The 15,898-nt window shown below is 37.7% G+C and carries 15 protein-coding genes; 10 read left to right on the top strand and 5 right to left on the bottom strand.

The features are described 5' to 3' along the window. Window positions 1-34 precede the first annotated feature (34 nt). Window positions 35-1,195, top strand: coding sequence for a THUMP domain-containing class I SAM-dependent RNA methyltransferase (locus ACYT6F_RS18985; RefSeq protein WP_472599170.1), 1,161 nt, complete (start codon window positions 35-37; stop codon window positions 1,193-1,195). 73 nt (window positions 1,196-1,268) lie between these two features. Here ACYT6F_RS18985 and rsmA read toward each other — a convergent pair whose 3' ends face one another. Continuing rightward, window positions 1,269-2,039, bottom strand: coding sequence for a 16S rRNA (adenine(1518)-N(6)/adenine(1519)-N(6))-dimethyltransferase RsmA (rsmA, locus tag ACYT6F_RS18980; protein WP_472599169.1), 771 nt, complete (start codon window positions 2,037-2,039; stop codon window positions 1,269-1,271). Between the two features lie 92 nt (window positions 2,040-2,131). Between rsmA and ACYT6F_RS18975 the strand changes: the two genes are divergently transcribed. The 6 genes from ACYT6F_RS18975 (at window position 2,132) to rluF (ending at window position 6,260) form a co-directional block, all read left to right on the top strand. Next, window positions 2,132-3,031: a cell division protein FtsX gene (locus ACYT6F_RS18975; protein WP_472599168.1), complete on the top strand. Its 900-nt coding sequence runs from the start codon at window positions 2,132-2,134 to the stop codon at window positions 3,029-3,031. Window position 3,032: 1 nt separating this feature from the next. Beyond that, a complete protein-coding gene (locus tag ACYT6F_RS18970; protein WP_472599167.1) occupies window positions 3,033-3,332 on the top strand; it encodes a DUF3098 domain-containing protein in 300 nt (99 codons plus the stop codon). Window positions 3,333-3,406: 74 nt separating this feature from the next. Then, window positions 3,407-4,225: an undecaprenyl-diphosphate phosphatase gene (locus ACYT6F_RS18965; RefSeq protein WP_472599166.1), complete on the top strand. Its 819-nt coding sequence runs from the start codon at window positions 3,407-3,409 to the stop codon at window positions 4,223-4,225. Between the two features lie 45 nt (window positions 4,226-4,270). Continuing rightward, complete coding sequence (gene truB / locus ACYT6F_RS18960) at window positions 4,271-4,969, top strand: tRNA pseudouridine(55) synthase TruB (RefSeq protein ID WP_472599165.1); 699 nt, start codon at window positions 4,271-4,273, stop codon at window positions 4,967-4,969. Beyond that, the gene (locus ACYT6F_RS18955) at window positions 4,966-5,538 is read left to right on the top strand and encodes a hypothetical protein (protein ID WP_472599164.1); all 573 of its coding nucleotides are present in this window, start codon (window positions 4,966-4,968) and stop codon (window positions 5,536-5,538) included. The genes truB and ACYT6F_RS18955 overlap by 4 nt, the downstream gene beginning before the upstream one ends. After that, window positions 5,538-6,260 (top strand): 23S rRNA pseudouridine(2604) synthase RluF, encoded by a 723-nt coding sequence (gene rluF, locus ACYT6F_RS18950; protein ID WP_472599163.1) that lies wholly within the window; start codon window positions 5,538-5,540, stop codon window positions 6,258-6,260. The genes ACYT6F_RS18955 and rluF overlap by 1 nt, the downstream gene beginning before the upstream one ends. Before the next feature lie 229 nt (window positions 6,261-6,489). Here rluF and ACYT6F_RS18945 read toward each other — a convergent pair whose 3' ends face one another. Both ACYT6F_RS18945 and ACYT6F_RS18940 read right to left on the bottom strand, forming a co-directional pair. Continuing rightward, on the bottom strand, window positions 6,490-7,788 hold the full coding sequence (locus ACYT6F_RS18945; RefSeq protein WP_472599162.1) for a helix-hairpin-helix domain-containing protein: 1,299 nt from the start codon (window positions 7,786-7,788) through the stop codon (window positions 6,490-6,492). 129 nt (window positions 7,789-7,917) lie between these two features. After that, entirely contained in the window at window positions 7,918-8,262 is a 345-nt protein-coding gene (locus ACYT6F_RS18940; protein WP_029294276.1) for a MerR family transcriptional regulator, read from the bottom strand. A 157-nt stretch (window positions 8,263-8,419) separates the two neighbouring features. Here ACYT6F_RS18940 and ACYT6F_RS18935 point away from each other — a divergent pair, with 157 nt between their 5' ends. After that, window positions 8,420-9,301 carry an AraC family transcriptional regulator gene (locus ACYT6F_RS18935; protein ID WP_472599161.1) on the top strand — a complete coding sequence of 294 codons (882 nt, stop codon included), beginning with the start codon at window positions 8,420-8,422 and terminating at the stop codon, window positions 9,299-9,301. Between the two features lie 5 nt (window positions 9,302-9,306). On the opposite strand, the gene ccoG is transcribed toward ACYT6F_RS18935, so the two are convergent. Continuing rightward, window positions 9,307-10,749: a cytochrome c oxidase accessory protein CcoG gene (ccoG, locus tag ACYT6F_RS18930; protein WP_472599160.1), complete on the bottom strand. Its 1,443-nt coding sequence runs from the start codon at window positions 10,747-10,749 to the stop codon at window positions 9,307-9,309. A 209-nt stretch (window positions 10,750-10,958) separates the two neighbouring features. Between ccoG and ACYT6F_RS18925 the strand changes: the two genes are divergently transcribed. Next, window positions 10,959-11,852: an SMP-30/gluconolactonase/LRE family protein gene (locus tag ACYT6F_RS18925; protein WP_472599159.1), complete on the top strand. Its 894-nt coding sequence runs from the start codon at window positions 10,959-10,961 to the stop codon at window positions 11,850-11,852. 96 nt (window positions 11,853-11,948) lie between these two features. Here ACYT6F_RS18925 and ACYT6F_RS18920 read toward each other — a convergent pair whose 3' ends face one another. Beyond that, window positions 11,949-13,256: a DEAD/DEAH box helicase gene (locus ACYT6F_RS18920; protein ID WP_472601144.1), complete on the bottom strand. Its 1,308-nt coding sequence runs from the start codon at window positions 13,254-13,256 to the stop codon at window positions 11,949-11,951. Window positions 13,257-14,058: 802 nt separating this feature from the next. Here ACYT6F_RS18920 and rpsA point away from each other — a divergent pair. Beyond that, on the top strand, window positions 14,059-15,852 hold the full coding sequence (gene rpsA / locus ACYT6F_RS18915) for a 30S ribosomal protein S1 (RefSeq protein WP_472599158.1): 1,794 nt from the start codon (window positions 14,059-14,061) through the stop codon (window positions 15,850-15,852). Window positions 15,853-15,898: the final 46 nt, after the last annotated feature.

The following is a 15,898-nucleotide window of genomic DNA, read 5'->3' as shown; positions in this document are numbered from 1 at the left end:
AATTTTTAAATATTTAAACTTTTAATAGCAAGATATGGATACAGAAAATATAGAAATTCAAATAAAAACATTTTTCGGATTAGAACAGATTTTGGCGGAAGAAATTAAAAAGCTTGGCGGAAGAAAGGTGGAAGTGAAGAACAGGGCTGTCAACTGCGAGGGCGATCTCGGTTTTTTATACAAAATAAACTATTCTGCAAGAACAGCGTTGAAAATTCTGGTGCCGATTCATGAATTTAAAGCGTTTAATCAACATCAGTTTTATGACAGGCTTTTCAAATTCAATTGGGAAGAATTTATGGATGTTGAGCAGTCGTTTGCAATTGATTCTACGGTTAATTCGGAGACGTTTAAGCATTCACAATTTGTAACCCTGAAAATGAAAGACGCGATTGTTGATTATTTTCAGGACAAATTTAAAAGGCGTCCGAATGTTGAAACAAGAAATCCGGATATTAAATTCCATCTACATATCGACCGGGAGCTGATTACTATTTCTCTTGATTCATCCGGAGATCCTCTGTTTAAAAGGGGGTACAGAAGAGAGCAGGGTGAGGCACCCATCAACGAAGTGTTGGCAAGCGGAATGCTTCAGCTGGCAGGATGGGACGGAAAAGGAAATTTCCTTGATCCGATGTGCGGTTCCGGGACGCTGTTGATTGAAGCGGCGATGATTGCTATGGATCTTCCGGCACAGATTTTCAGGAAAAGATTTGCTTTCCAGAACTGGAAAAATTACGATGCAGATTTATTTTCCAAAATAAAAGAATTCAGGGTCAACAGGATTAAAGAATTTACCGGAAAGATTGTAGGATATGATATTGACGCCAGAATGCTGAATGCCGCAAGAATTAACATTGAAGCCGCAGAAATGGAAGACGTTATCGAAGTGAAAAAGCAGAATTTCTTTGATTCTAAAAAAGAGCTTTTCCCGTTACTGATGGTTTTCAATCCGCCTTATGATGAAAGGATTTCCATTAATGATGACGATTTTTATAAGAAAATAGGCGATACGTTTAAAACGAATTATCCGAATACTTTAGCCTGGCTGATCTCTTCCGATCTGGAAGCGGTAAAGAAAATAGGACTTCGCCCTTCAAGAAAGATCAAGCTTTTTAATGGGAAACTGGAGACTCGTTTTTTACAGTATGAAATGTATGAAGGAACTAAAAAAGTCCATAAATTAGAAAATTAAAATACTTTGAAATAGTAAAAAACCTCCTGAACTAATAATCCAGGAGGTTTTTTTATGAGTTTTAAAAAATGTCTTACAAGTTATTTTTCCATAGTTGAGTAAATGAAATGAAATCTCCAACGCTCAGTTCCTCCGCTCTTTTATCCATAAATTCATGGGTTTTTAATGCTTCCGGAATATTCAGTACTTTCAGGGCGTTTGAAAGTTTTTTTCTTCTTTGATTGAATCCTGCTTTCACGATTTGCTTAAATAATACCTCATTTCCTGAGAGTCCTTCTTTGGGATTTCTCGTCAGGCGGATGACTCCCGATTTTACTTTGGGAGGCGGATTGAACACATTTTCATGAACTGTGAACAAATACGTAGTATCATAATACGCCTGTATTAAAACAGTAAGGATTCCGTAATCTTTGGTTCTCGGTACAGCAGCCGTTCTTTCAGCTACTTCTTTCTGGAACATGCCTACCATTTCAGGAATCAGTTCGTAATGATCTACAATCTGGAACAGGATCTGCGAAGAAATATTATACGGAAAGTTCCCGATAATAGCGATTTGCTCACCTTTGGTAAATTGAAAATCCTGTTTCAGGAAATCACCCACGAAAGTTTCTTCCGTTACTTTATCGTAATTGTTTTTAAGGTATTCAATAGATTCATTATCGATTTCCGCGAGGTAGATATGCTGTTCTTTTTCCAGCAGATATTTGGTAAGAACACCCATTCCCGGTCCTACTTCCATGGTATTTTTATAGCCTTCAAAACTCAGACCTTCCACGATTTTTCTTGCGATGTTTTCATCTGTCAGAAAGTGCTGACCAAGATGCTTTTTTGCTTTTACACTCAATGTTTTTTATGATTTTATTAACAGTGATTTTCTCTTTTTCGTTCCCAAATTTCGGAAGTTTTTTTCTATTTTAGCCAAAAATTTTAATATTAATGGCTAAATCTGTAGAGGAGTTTAATAAGAAAAGGCTTAGGTCTAGCAATATTACAGTCGTAATAAGTATCGCCTTAGTGTTATTTTTATTGGGATTAATGGGGCTTATTTTAATCAATGCCCAGAAATATTCCGATTATATCAAAGAGCAGCTCGTTGTCAATGCGTACTTTGCTGAAAATTATAACGCTAAAGATTCTGTAAAGATTGCGAAAATGGAAGCTGAGGTTTTCAAGGAAATTCAGACACTTGCTCCGGTGAAAAAGGCAACTTATATTTCACGGGAAATGGCATCTCAGGAAGCTAAAAAAAGCATGGGAATTGATACGGATGCGCTTTTCGAAGAAAATATCTTTCCTTCATCTATAGAAATTGCCCTTAAACCTGAATATGTAGATCCTGCAAAAATTGACCAGGCTCTAAAGGTGATTAAAGCTGTTCCGGGAATTGCTGAAGTGAAAAACGACAGTACCCTGATGGTGGATGTCTACAACAACCTGAGCAGGATTTTAAAGTGGATCTTAGGTTTTTCCATTCTGTTTTTGATTCTGGCAGTTGTACTGATTAATAACTCGATCCGTCTGAAAATATTCTCCAAAAGATTTATTATCAAGACTATGCAGCTGGTTGGGGCCAAAAGAAGATTTATTCTTAAACCTTTCATCATCGAAGCGGTGATTCTAGGAGCCATTGGTTCCTTAATCGGGCTTTTGGCACTATTCGGAATCTGGTATTATTTTACAAGCCAGATTGGTTCTGCCTTTGTACAGGACAATAATCAGTATTTCTGGCTGGTATTACTGGTAATCGGCGTCGGAATATTCATTACCGTGCTGAGTACCGTGGTTGCTACCTGGAGATTCTTAAGATCAAACGTTGACGATTTATACTATTCTTAAAATGAGCAAAAAAACAAATAAATTTTCCGCAGACGACTTCGGAAAAGGACCGAATGAAGTTCCTCAGGAAAGCACCTTTTATTTCGGGAAACAAAACTTTAAGTGGATGCTGATAGGTCTGGCATTTATCATCGTAGGTTTTCTTTTGATGATGGGTCCTGATGCCAATACGGTAGACGGGAAATTTGACCCGAATTCCTGGAACGACGGGATATTTTCTATTCGCAGGATCAGAATTGCCCCTCTGTTTGTGGTGATTGGTTTTGCCATCGAAGTATATGCGATTTTAAAAAGAAAATAAACAATATTTTACATGTTAACTTTGTCAGAGTTCAAGCACTTTGACAAAGTTTTTTTTGATAAATACAGAAAATTATGGATTTAATCGAAGCAATAATCATAGCGATTATCGAAGGATTAACAGAATATCTCCCGATTTCTTCAACGGCTCACATGGGATTTACGGCCAGCTTACTAGGCTTGCCGGAAGATGAATTTTTAAAAATGTTCCAGGTTTCCATTCAGTTTGGGGCGATACTTTCCGTAGTTGTTGCCTACTGGAAAAAGTTTTTTGATCTCAAAAATTTACAGTTTTACTTCAAACTCGGTTTTGCAGTAATTCCTGCTCTTGTGCTGGGTTATCTGTTTGACGATAAAATTGAAGCCGTGCTTGGCAACCAGATTGCGATCTCATCGGTTTTGGTATTGGGTGGTGTCGTTCTTTTATTTGCAGACCGATGGTTTAAAAATCCTAAAATTGACGACGAGAAAGGAATTACCATAAAGAAAGCCGTTACAATCGGTTTTTGGCAATGTCTGGCCATGATGCCGGGAACCAGCCGAAGTGCAGCCTCTATTATCGGAGGAATGACCCAGGGCCTGACGAGAAAGGCAGCTGCAGAATTTTCATTTTTCCTGGCGGTTCCAACGATGTTGGCGGTTACAGTTTATTCCGTTTTTGTAAAAACGTGGGGCAAAGAAACGGCAAATCCGCAGAAAGGATATGAGATGATCATGTCTTCACAGGAGCATATGATCATTTTTGTTATAGGAAATATTGTCGCTTTTATTGTTGCGTTAATTGCGATTAAAGCATTCATCGGTGTTTTGAATAAATATGGTTTCAAGCCGTGGGGCTGGTATCGTATCTTTGTTGGTGTAGCTTTACTGATTTATTTTTATTTTTTCCAGTAAACTAAAGTAAATCAATTATTACCCATTACTCATTATCATTCGACCATGACAGCTGAAGACTTACAGTCAGGACAGATATTTTTACTGGACAAACCTTTGGATTGGACGTCTTTTCAGGCGGTCAATAAAATGAAATACAAGCTCAAAAGAGAGTTTGATCTACCTAAGAAATTCAAGATAGGGCATGCCGGAACATTAGATCCCAGAGCTACCGGACTTCTGATCGTATGCTGCGGAAAGTTCACCAAAAAAATTCCGGAAATCCAGGATGCGCCTAAAGAGTATTGGACAGAGATAAAAATTGGTGTTCAGACCGAATCTTACGATACCGAAAAACCCGAAACTCTTCATCAGGATTTTTCGCATATTACGGAAGATGAGATTCATAATGCTTTGGAAAAGTTTATAGGAGAAATTGACCAGACGCCGCCGGTTTTTTCTGCGATAAAAATTGAAGGGAAAAGAGCTTATGATCTGGCGAGGGCAGGAGAAGAAGTAGAAATGAAATCACGGAAAACAACAATTTTCTATATCAACGATGTTACAATTGATCTTCCACTGATAAGCTTTACTGTAGGATGTTCAAAGGGAACTTATATCCGGAGCCTGGCACATGATATCGGACAGGAACTTGGTGTTGGAGCTTACCTTACCCAATTAAGAAGAACAAAAATCGGCGAGTATCATATTAAAGATGCCACATCCGATTTTTTAGAAAAAGATTTTAGATTTAATCAGCCATGAAAAGGTTACTAATAGTATCTGCCTTAATTTCTTTTTCAGCAGCTTTCTCTCAGGAAACCGGAATTTCAAAGCAGACAATGGGCTTTTATTTTAACCCTTCTCTGAATCTGGGGTTTAAACTGAATAAAGAAAAAGAAGCCCCGAATACAACACAATACATTCAAGCCACACCACCACGGAAATTTACCTATGGCATTACTGCAATCGGCGGTTACAATTTTCTTCCTAACTTTGCTTTAGGAACAGGTTTCAGGTACAGCTTTATTGAGGATAATTATCATTTAATTTATCTGATAGTGCAGCCTAAATTTATATTTGATCCGGGAGACAGGCCATTCTATATTGAGCTGAATTATGGGAAACAGCTTAATCATGCAGTGGTTTCTGATGCCGAATTTTGGGGAGCGAGACTGGGAATACAGGTTTCTTATTCAAAAAGGATCAGCCAGGAGGGAGGTATTTTCATGGAGAGTCATAAATTAGGGAATTCAAACCCATTTTTTATCGGGATAAGCTATGGGGTGACGATTTTCAGTAATAAAAATTATACAGGTTACGGAGAAGATTAATGGAAAAAACGCGTATCAATAAATATTTATCAGAAGTCGGCTACTGCTCCAGAAGAGCGGCAGATAAACTTTTGGAAGAAGGCAGAATCAAGATCAACGGAAAAGTTCCGGAAATGGGAACCAAAGTTTCCGATGAAGATGTGATAAAAGTAGACGGCAAGCCGATCCGTGAGCCGCAGGAAGACCATGTGTATATTGCATTCAATAAACCTGTGGGAATTGTCTGTACTACAGATACCAAAAGGGAACAAAATAATATCATTGATTACATCAACCATCCGAAAAGAATTTTTCCTATCGGAAGGCTTGATAAACCGAGTGAGGGCCTGATTCTTCTGACCAGCGACGGTGATATTGTCAATAAAATACTGCGATCCAGAAACAACCACGGGAAAGAATATATCGTAAGGGTCGACAAGCCGATTACGCCTAAATTTTTAGACAAAATGCGGAATGGTGTTCCGATTTTAGATACGGTTACCAAAAAGTGTGAGGTCGAAAAAATTGATGAAATGAATTTCCGGATTGTCCTGACACAAGGTTTAAACCGCCAGATCCGCAGAATGTGCGAATACCTCGGTTATGAAGTTAAAAAACTGAAACGGATCAGGGTCCTGAATATCAAGCTGGATCTTCCCATCGGAAAATGGAGAGACCTTACCGATGACGAGCTTGCCACACTGCAGAAGCTTGTTGAAGATTCCAGTAAAACTTTTGATTAGCTAAGATATTAACCGAATTATATTATTTTAACCTAAGTTTTAGAATAATATAATTTTGTAACATCAATAGAAATGGGCTTTAGCCCATTCAGATCGTGAATAAATAACGGCTTTAGCCAAAAACTTATTTGTAGGTTTTAGCTAAAGCCTTTATTTTGTTCCTTATTGAAACGTCGGGCTAAAGCCCGACGCTCCGGATACATAATTTCGACAAATCTAACTTCCCAATTTAGTTAAGGTACAGTCTCATTTTAGCCTCATATTCCGGTTTGATCTTTAAGAGTTTCCAGAGTTTCTTCTCGTCTTTTTCACTCAGACGGTAAAAAATGATTTTATCTGCGGAATATTTGAAATAAGGATGATTCTTCAGCCATTCTTCGGGAGCTTCGTAAATCGTATATCTTGCAACACCCGAAGTATTAAGCTGCGCTGTTGAAAGCAGTTTCTGCATCAGTGTAATATCAATATTGTAGGTAGTTAAGATCTGATCTTTATTCATAAATCCACCCAGTTTTTTCCTGAAACCGATCATTGAACCGGCTGCTTTTTCGTCAAATCCAAATTCCAGGAGCTGTCTGAAAGTAATAGCATTCAGATCAACTTTTGAAAAGTCTGTTTTTTCCTGCTGTTTCGTTTCGGACCGCGTATTGTCGATAGTACCCATAGATGTAGCATTTAATCTGATAAAAGTTTTCATTTCATTGAGCTTTTCGGCAGAAATAACAAAACATTTCTGAATATCCTCAATACTTTTAAAGCTTCCTTTTAAATTGCGGTCCCGATAATTGACAATTGTCTGTGCCTGCTTATCGGAAAAACCCAACGATTTCCATCCTTCTTTATCTAATATATTCGGGTCGAAAGGACGGTATTGAATTTTGGATGTATTAGAAATTGAATTGTTAGCATAACGGCTAAATCCGGCAGGTGTCTTTTCGGGGAGAATAAGGTAATTCGCCAGCTTTTGATAATTTTCTTCACTGATGATAAAACATTCCCTGAATTTTTCTTTACTAACAAAACTGCCGCCCAGATAGTTTTTATATTTTACAATAGCTTCTGCCTGACGTTCTGAAAACCTCATCTTTACCCAGTCATCCTTAGTGTAAAGATCCGGATTGAATTTTCGTGAAACGACTATTGATTTCTTTTCAAATTTAAAACGGTTAATTTTTGCTTCACGGTTGCTTTCCGGCAATAAGAGAAAAGGTGCCAGTTCCGAAAATTTTTCTTTGGAAACGGCAAAACATTTTTGGAACTGTTCTTTGGAGAGAAATTTCCCGCCTACGATCTTTTTATAGTTAAGAATGGTAGCGGTCTGCTTCTCTGTAAATCCTAAATTCTGCCATTGCTTATCATCCAGATCGTTAGGGTTAAATTCAGTCAGCTGTAAAGCTGCTGTGTTATTCGTGATGAAATGTACATCTGAGAAATTTTCTTTCGGTTTGCTTCTGTAATTTTGAAAAGCAAATAAGATGATGAGCAGAAAGCCCATAAATGCCAGCTGTTGATAATAATTTTTTTTCATTGCTCCAAACTTAATAATTCTGTCAAATAATAGCAATGAGCAGATTGCAATTGAATGATTTCAGAATATAAATTCAGAGAAATGATTGAAAAAAATAAGTTGGTAGAATAAAATGGGTTTAAAATTTACTTATTCAGAATCTTTTTCCACCAAAGAATCCTTAAGTTTCAGCAGTTCCGCTTTTACAAATTCCAGCCTGTCGATAAGGGTAATAGTTTCAGAAATTTTACTGTTGGTGGTAAGGGCAATTTTTGCGCCGTCCAGCGTATAACCTTTTTCTTTAACCAGATGATAAATGATCTGAAGATTTTTGATGTCTTCAGGCGTGAAATAACGGTTGCCTTTTTTGTTTTTTTTAGGCTTGATAATGGGGAATTCCTGTTCCCAATAGCGTATCAGTGAAGTGTTCACATCAAATGCTTTCGCAACTTCTCCTATGGAATAATACAGCTTATCGGGTAAATTTATCTTCATTTTTAGAATCCTAATTTTCAAAGATAAAAATTTTTTGATTTTCTTCAGCAATACTGGGTCTTAAAAGTTGATCTTTGCCTGATTTTACAGAACAAATCATCTTCAGAACCGATACTTATTGTTGTTTTTACTATTTTTGATCTAAATTACATCCGGCGTGGAATCTATTTCAGTTCTCAATATTGATTTGTTTCAGGGAGGCAGAAATACCTCAGATTTCTATTTCAGCACCCTGAAAAACCATTTGATTGTCGGTCACCGGCATTTGGAAAAACCTCACCGGCACGATTTTTATGCTGCTATTCTTTTTACCCAGGGTGAAGGATTTCACGAAATAGATTTTCATAAATATGATGTTTCTTCGGGAAGTCTCTTTTTCATGTCTCCGGGGCAGATCCACAGCTGGGAGCTTTCTCCTGATATTGACGGCTATATTTTCTTTTGTTCCCAGGATTTTTATGAAATGCACTACGTGAATCAGAAGCTCAGGAGTTTTCCTTTCTTCGGATCGGTACATTTTCCCAGGAAGCTGCAGCTTGATGGTGGTCATTTACAAGAGTTCATTTCCGTTATACATCAGCTCGAAAAAGAATACCATTCTCAGCATTATATGAAAAACGGACTGATCTTGTCACTATTGTCACAGATCTTTATTTCTTCAGCGAGGCTTTTTTCGAAAGATTTCGATCATCTCTCGTCTTCGGCGGGACTTTCTTATTTTAAGCATTATCAGGATTTTGAACATTTGCTGGAAGAAAATTTTACTGCGGAAAAATCGGTAGCATTTTATGCGTCAGCCATGAAAATCTCCCCGAAACATTTAAACCGGATCATTCAGACTGTCGTTCATAAAACGGCAACAGATCTCATTACAGAAAGAGTCGTTTTGGAAGCCAAAAGAATGCTGATCTATCTTGATGAAAGCCTGGTGGAAATTGCGTTCCGTTTAGGATATGAAGAGTATTCCTATTTTGTGAGGGTATTCAGGAAATCTTCGGGAACCACTCCTACACAGTTTATTAAAATGTATGCATCATAATCCTGCTACAATACCAGTCGGAAAGGACCTTCAAAAACGGTCTCGAAAGCGTCTACAAGATTACCTTTTTCATCATAAACACCGATAGTCATATTTTGTTTTGAAAATTTAATCTCTTCTTCAGGGAAAGAAATATTAATATTTCCTTTTAAAATCTGATCTCCTTTCACACTAATTTTTTCATTACCGAAAAATTGTATTTCTGCATGCTTAGGCTGTAGCACCTTTATGGTTAATGTTTTCTTCTCATTGGACTTATTTAAAAATGTATAAATAAAAGTATTTGTTATTTTGCCATTTTTAACGAAAAATGTTGAGCCAGCAGGCTTGATGAACTTTGCTTCCATGGAGCCTCTGTCATACATCAGAAATCCTAAAAACCCGATCAGCAAGGCAAGGAAAACAGCAGTAGCTTTCATTCGGGAAGTAAATATGAATTTTTCCCTGTTTTCAATTTCAGCCTCCGTAGCGTAGCGGATGAGCCCTTTCGGGAGACCTACTTTTTCCATTACTTCATCGCAGGCATCAATACAGGCGGTACAGTTTACGCATTCCAGCTGCTGGCCGTTTCTGATATCTATCCCGGTAGGACATACGATAACGCATTGGTTGCAGTCGATACAGTCTCCTTTTCCTGTGGCTTTCCTGTCTTCATTGTTTCTCCATTTCGAACGGTTTTCACCTCTTTTAAAATCATAATAGACATTAATGGTGTTTTTATCAATGAGAACACCCTGCAGTCTCCCGTACGGACATACGAGGGTGCAGACCTGCTCACGCAGCCAGGCAAATACGAAATAAAAAGCAGCCGCAAAAGCGATCATGCCCAGAAATTTCAACGGATTGCCGACGGGTCCATCGGAAATAATTCTAAAGACTTCCTCATAGCCGACAATGTACATGAACATAAAATTGGTAATCGTTACTGAAATAATGGCAAATATGAACCATTTTAAAAGTCTCTTTCTGACCTTTTCGGCATTCCATTCCTGTCGGTCGAGTTTCATCTGTTTATTTCGGTCGCCCTCGATAAGATATTCTATTTTCCTGAATACGCTTTCCATGAAAATGGTTTGCGGGCAGAGCCATCCACAGAATATCCTTCCGAAAACCACGGTAAAAAGCATAACGAATATTACTGATGTAACGGCTCCCAACGCCAGAATAAAAAAATCCTGCAGATAAAACGGCTGTCCGAAAATGAAAAATTTTCTGTCGATCACATTTAACAGCAGAAACGGATTGTGATTGATTTTCACAAAAGGCAGTCCAAAAAAAAGAGTGAGCAGAAGGACGCTTGTATAATTCCTGTAATTGGTAAATTTCCCCTTAGGCTTTCTGGGATATACCCATTTTCTTTTTCCGCTTTCATCCATTGTGCCTACTGAATTTCTGAAATTCTCATCGTCTTTTCCCACTGTCTGAAAGCTGTTAGATTGCATATTCATCTTTTTTACGATTACGTTATGAACCGGAAATTATGATTGTCCCGGATATGCAAAGCTCATTAATAATGACTTTCTTTCCTAATATGATATGCTCTTTAAATAGGATTATCAGGACATTTTTAAAGTTGTTGATATCATTCATAAATAAAGAAATAATCTTTGAATCTGATTTTACAAATCGTAAATTGTGGCCTTAAAATTAATGTTGTATGAAAAATATTCTGCGGTTTGCTTCCGTTGGTTTGGTTTTAGCAGTACTCAACTGCAAATCAGTAAATACCAATACTATGTTTTATGAAGATGTAAAACCGGAAAAAATTTCCGATCAGTTTACTTTTACGGAAGGTCCTTCCTCAGATAAAGAAGGAAATGTTTATTTTACAGACCAGCCTAATGATAAGATTTATTACTGGGACTGGAAAACCAATAAAATTGTTGAATTTTTAAGCAATACGGGAAGAGCCAACGGTACCCATTTCGACAAAGATGATAATCTTATCACCTGTTCTGATAATAAAGGTGAAATCTGGAAAATTTCAAAAGATAAAAAAATTGAAGTATTGCTGAAAAATGTTGATGGTAAAAGGCTGAATGGTCCTAATGACATATGGAATGACAAATTCGGAGGCATGTATTTTACAGATCCTTTGTATGAAAGGGATTATTGGGTAGATTTTAAGAAAGAAACGCCGCATAAAAGTCTGTATTACAGAAGCAAAGACGGAGCGGTGAAAAAAATAGAAACCTTTACGCAGCCTAACGGTATCATAGGAAGCGAAAAATTCAAAAAGCTGTACGTATCGGATATTGACGCCGGAAAAACCTACGTTTACGATATGTTGGGTGAAGGAAAGCTGTCTGAAAAGAAACTTTTTTGTGAAATGGGTTCAGACGGAATGACTCTGGATAAGCATGGAAACGTATATCTTACCGGAAACGGCGTGCATGTTTTCAATCACGAAGGAAAGAAGATTTACCATATTCCGATCGATGAGGATTGGACGGGCAATATTACTTTCGGCGGAAAAGACAATAATGTATTGTTTATAACCGCATCCAAATCCGTATATATTCTGCCAACGAAGGTAAAAGGAGTGGAATAAATAAAAATCTTGCGAACCAACGGTGAAGCAATCTCAAAAATAATTAATCAAATAAATCGGGATTGCTTCGTCGCTTCGCTCCTTGCAGTGACTGTATTAATAGGCAACTTCCATTTTTACTTTTTTACCTTTCAGCTTCTCGTTTGCCAGCTTGCGTAAAACAGAATTTACTTTATTTCTGGAAACCGCAACATAGGAAGTGGAGTCCTTCACTTCGATTAAACCGACGTCTTCTTTTTGCAGTTCGCCTTTTTTAAGCAGATACCCTACAATATCCACTTTGTTCACTTTATCTTTCTTTCCGGCACTGATGTAAATGGTCTGGAACGGCGTTTTCTCGGGAACCTTCTCAAATCCGGCCACATTTTCTACGGGAGTATCATTCTTAATGAATGGAAAATTCTCTTCCTCCGTCATGATGAGGTAAGCAAAACCTTTGGCATTCATTCTCGCTGTACGTCCGTTTCTATGGATAAAAGCATCTTCTTTCGGGGGTAATTGGTAATGAACGATTGATTCAACTTCAGGAACATCCAATCCTCTTGCTGCCAGATCGGTTGTGATTAAGATTCTCGCCGAATCATTTCTGAACTTTAAAAGCGCACGTTCTCTTTCATCCTGCTCCATACCACCGTGAAAAGTTTCCCTGTCAATTCCTTTCTGACGCAGCAGCTCAGAAATTCTGTCAACGGCATCCCTGTGGTTACAGAAAATCAGGGTTCTCTTATTTCCTATCTTACAGATTAAATTAAATAAGGTATCGAGCTTTTCTTCGGATGTCGTCATTACTTTTTTTAACTGAATATCAGGCTTTGCTTCATTTAATTTTAAAAAGTTGATAACTTTTTCATCTTTAAGTCCGGTAAAGGCCGGAATTTCATCCATCGCGGTTGCAGATGTCAGAATTCTTTGCGAAAGACTTTTTAATGACTGACAGATGAATTCCATATCATCATGAAAACCAAGTTCCAATGCTTTGTCAAACTCATCCAGAACAAGTGTCTGAATCGTTTTCGGATCAAAATTATTATTTCTTATATGGTAAACCACTCTTCCGGGAGTTCCTATCAACACTGCCGGAGCTTCGATGAGATTATTGACTTCGATTTTTTTGTCGTGACCGCCGTAGCAGATCGAAACTTTAAAATCTGTTCCCATCGATTTAAAAACCTGCTCAATCTGCAATGCCAGTTCTCTTGCCGGAACTAAAATTAAAGTCTGAATTCCGGATGTATTTTTCTTTAAATTTCTCAGTACAGGCAATAAAAAAGCAAGTGTTTTCCCCGAACCGGTAGGAGAAAGCAGAACAACATCCTGGCTGTTTTTCGTTGCTTTATAAGTAGATTTCTGCATCTGATTCATATCCTGAATCTGCAGTTTTTCGTAGATTGATTGTAGTTCCATGGTGCAAAGATACTGAATCATGTTTGAAAGTTTGGAGTCGTAATGGTTTGGCCTATATGAATGTATAATATTGTTTTAGGAAGCCATTTAATTTATATTCCGAACTCTCAAACTCTCAAATCCTCAACCCTTAAACTTAATTTCAGTAGCTTTTTCCGGCTTTCCGCACTCGCTATTTCATTGTTTAGGGCGCGGCAGCGAAGCTGCCGCGCCCTAAACAATGAAATGAGCTCAGACAATTGCTGCAATCCGGGCTAATTTAAAGAAACGTCTTCGGGAACCTAACATCACAAGTTTGGAACCTATTCACCAACATACTTGTCTTTGCAGTTACTATGTAGGTTGATCGTTCAATTTTTGTCATGTATAGAATTTCATCAGTATTCTAATTCCTAATTTTCAACACTATCATTCATAAAGATTAATTTACAATGAAAAGACTGCCATTTCAAAGGTGGCTGAGGCTCCCGAAGCCACCTGACCAAAGACCCTAGCCTTGATAGAAACGGTTACCCCGCAGTAAGAATGGGCGTGAAATGACTTGGGAAGGAGCGCGTGGGAACGAGGAGTAAAAGTGGATAGCAAGATAAAGCTCCTTAATGATATTGGCAATGAGTGAGTTATGATTAAGAATACATTCATTACAGGACTTGTTTATTTCAAATAAATTTTGTACTTTTGCACCCACTTTTGTGGCTAAAGGTTTGAAAAGTAAATAACTATAAATTAATTACTTCCGTATTTTTCAATTCACATTCATTCAAACCGTTGAAAGAGAAGGAATACAAATTTTATTAGAATTATGTCAAAAGAGACAAATTCAGCAGAATTATTATTAAATCAAAACGTAGCACCTGAACAATTTGACTGGGATTCTTTCGAATCTGGTCTTGATGCTGATGCTAGAAAAGAGAAAAGCGATCTTGAGGAAATCTACAATGGATCTTTAAACAACCTGGACGATAATGACGTATTGGTTGGTAAAGTAGTTAGATTAACTGACAAAGAGGCTATCGTAGACATCAACTTCAAATCTGAAGGTGTTATTTCTCTTAACGAATTCCGTTACAACCAAGGCCTTAAAGTAGGGGACGAGGTAGAAGTAATGGTAGACAGGAGAGAAGACAAAACCGGTCAGTTACAGTTATCTCACAGAAAAGCAAGAACGCTTAAAGCTTGGGATAAAGTAAACGAACTTCACGAAACAGGTGAAATCGTAAACGGTTTTGTAAAATCAAGAACTAAAGGTGGTATGATCGTAGACGTACACGGAATCGAAGCATTCTTACCTGGTTCTCAAATTGATGTTAAGCCAATCAAAGATTACGATCAGTTCGTAGGTAAAACTATGGAGTTCAAAGTTGTGAAAATCAACCCTGAGTTCAAAAACGTAGTAGTATCTCACAAAGCATTGATCGAAGCAGATATCGAAGGTCAGAAAAAAGAAATCATCGCTCAGCTTGAAAAAGGTCAGGTTCTTGAAGGTACTGTTAAGAATATCACTTCTTACGGTGTATTCATCGACTTAGGTGGTGTAGACGGATTGATCCACATTACAGACCTTTCTTGGTCTAGAGTGAACCACCCGTCTGAAATCCTTGAAGACGGACAAACTGTGAAAGTGGTTATCCTTGACTTCGATGATGAGAAAACAAGAATCCAGTTAGGTATGAAGCAGTTAGAAGCTCATCCTTGGGATGCTCTTTCTGCTGACCTTAAAGTTGGAGACAGAGTAAAAGGAAAAGTAGTAGTTCTTGCTGACTATGGTGCATTCGTAGAAATCGCTCCTGGTGTAGAAGGATTAATCCACGTTTCTGAAATGTCTTGGTCTACTCACTTAAGATCTGCAGGAGACTTCGTGAAAGTAGGTGATGAAGTGGAAGCTGAAGTATTAACTTTAGATAGAGAAGAAAGAAAAATTTCTTTGGGTATCAAGCAATTAAGCAAAGATCCATGGGAAAATATCGAAGCTAAATATCCTGTAGGATCTAAGCATGTAGGAACGGTAAGAAACTTCACTAACTTCGGTGTATTCGTAGAGTTGGAAGAAGGTATCGACGGATTAATCTACATCTCTGATCTTTCTTGGACTAAGAAAATCAAGCATCCATCTGAATTCTGTGCAGTTGGTGACAAACTAGATGTTGTAGTTCTTGAATTAGACATCCAGGCTAGAAGATTATCTTTAGGTCACAAGCAATTGACAGAAAATCCTTGGGATGCATTTGAAACGAAGTATGCTGAAGGAACTATCCACGCTGGTAAAGCGGTAGAGGTACACGATAAAGGTGCTTCTGTACAGTTCGAAGATGCTGAAGTGGAAGCTTTCTGCCCATCAAGATTATTAGAGAAGGAAGACGGATCTAAGATCAAGAAAGGTGAAGAAGCTGATTTCAAAGTAATCGAGTTCAACAAGGAATTCAAGAGAGTCGTAGTTTCTCATACAGGAATCTTCAGAGATGAAGAGAAAAAGAATGCAAGAGAATCTTCTAACAACAGATCTAATAATACATCTTCTAACAATGAAGAAAGATCAACTCTTGGAGATATCGATGCATTAGCAGAATTAAAAAGAAAAATGGAAGAAGGTAAATAATCTTCACACATATTTTTAAAAAAGGAGGCTGTCTCAAAAGTGAGAC

The organism is Chryseobacterium sp. NG-CE01 (assembly GCF_055695505.1).
Note: the sequence above shows the minus strand (reverse complement) of the source record. Positions and strands in the feature narration are given on the sequence as shown.

Coding starts and splice junctions, on each gene's coding strand:
- rpsA (WP_472599158.1), top strand. CDS start 14,059: ATGTCAAAAGAGACAAATTCAGCAGAATTATTATTAAATCAAAACGTA.
- ACYT6F_RS18970 (WP_472599167.1), top strand. CDS start 3,033: ATGAGCAAAAAAACAAATAAATTTTCCGCAGACGACTTCGGAAAAGGA.
- ACYT6F_RS18975 (WP_472599168.1), top strand. CDS start 2,132: ATGGCTAAATCTGTAGAGGAGTTTAATAAGAAAAGGCTTAGGTCTAGC.
- rluF (WP_472599163.1), top strand. CDS start 5,538: ATGGAAAAAACGCGTATCAATAAATATTTATCAGAAGTCGGCTACTGC.
- ACYT6F_RS18920 (WP_472601144.1), bottom strand. CDS start 13,256: ATGGAACTACAATCAATCTACGAAAAACTGCAGATTCAGGATATGAAT.
- ACYT6F_RS18940 (WP_029294276.1), bottom strand. CDS start 8,262: ATGAAGATAAATTTACCCGATAAGCTGTATTATTCCATAGGAGAAGTT.
- ACYT6F_RS18955 (WP_472599164.1), top strand. CDS start 4,966: ATGAAAAGGTTACTAATAGTATCTGCCTTAATTTCTTTTTCAGCAGCT.
- ACYT6F_RS18985 (WP_472599170.1), top strand. CDS start 35: ATGGATACAGAAAATATAGAAATTCAAATAAAAACATTTTTCGGATTA.
- ACYT6F_RS18945 (WP_472599162.1), bottom strand. CDS start 7,788: ATGAAAAAAAATTATTATCAACAGCTGGCATTTATGGGCTTTCTGCTC.
- ccoG (WP_472599160.1), bottom strand. CDS start 10,749: ATGAATATGCAATCTAACAGCTTTCAGACAGTGGGAAAAGACGATGAG.
- ACYT6F_RS18965 (WP_472599166.1), top strand. CDS start 3,407: ATGGATTTAATCGAAGCAATAATCATAGCGATTATCGAAGGATTAACA.
- truB (WP_472599165.1), top strand. CDS start 4,271: ATGACAGCTGAAGACTTACAGTCAGGACAGATATTTTTACTGGACAAA.
- ACYT6F_RS18925 (WP_472599159.1), top strand. CDS start 10,959: ATGAAAAATATTCTGCGGTTTGCTTCCGTTGGTTTGGTTTTAGCAGTA.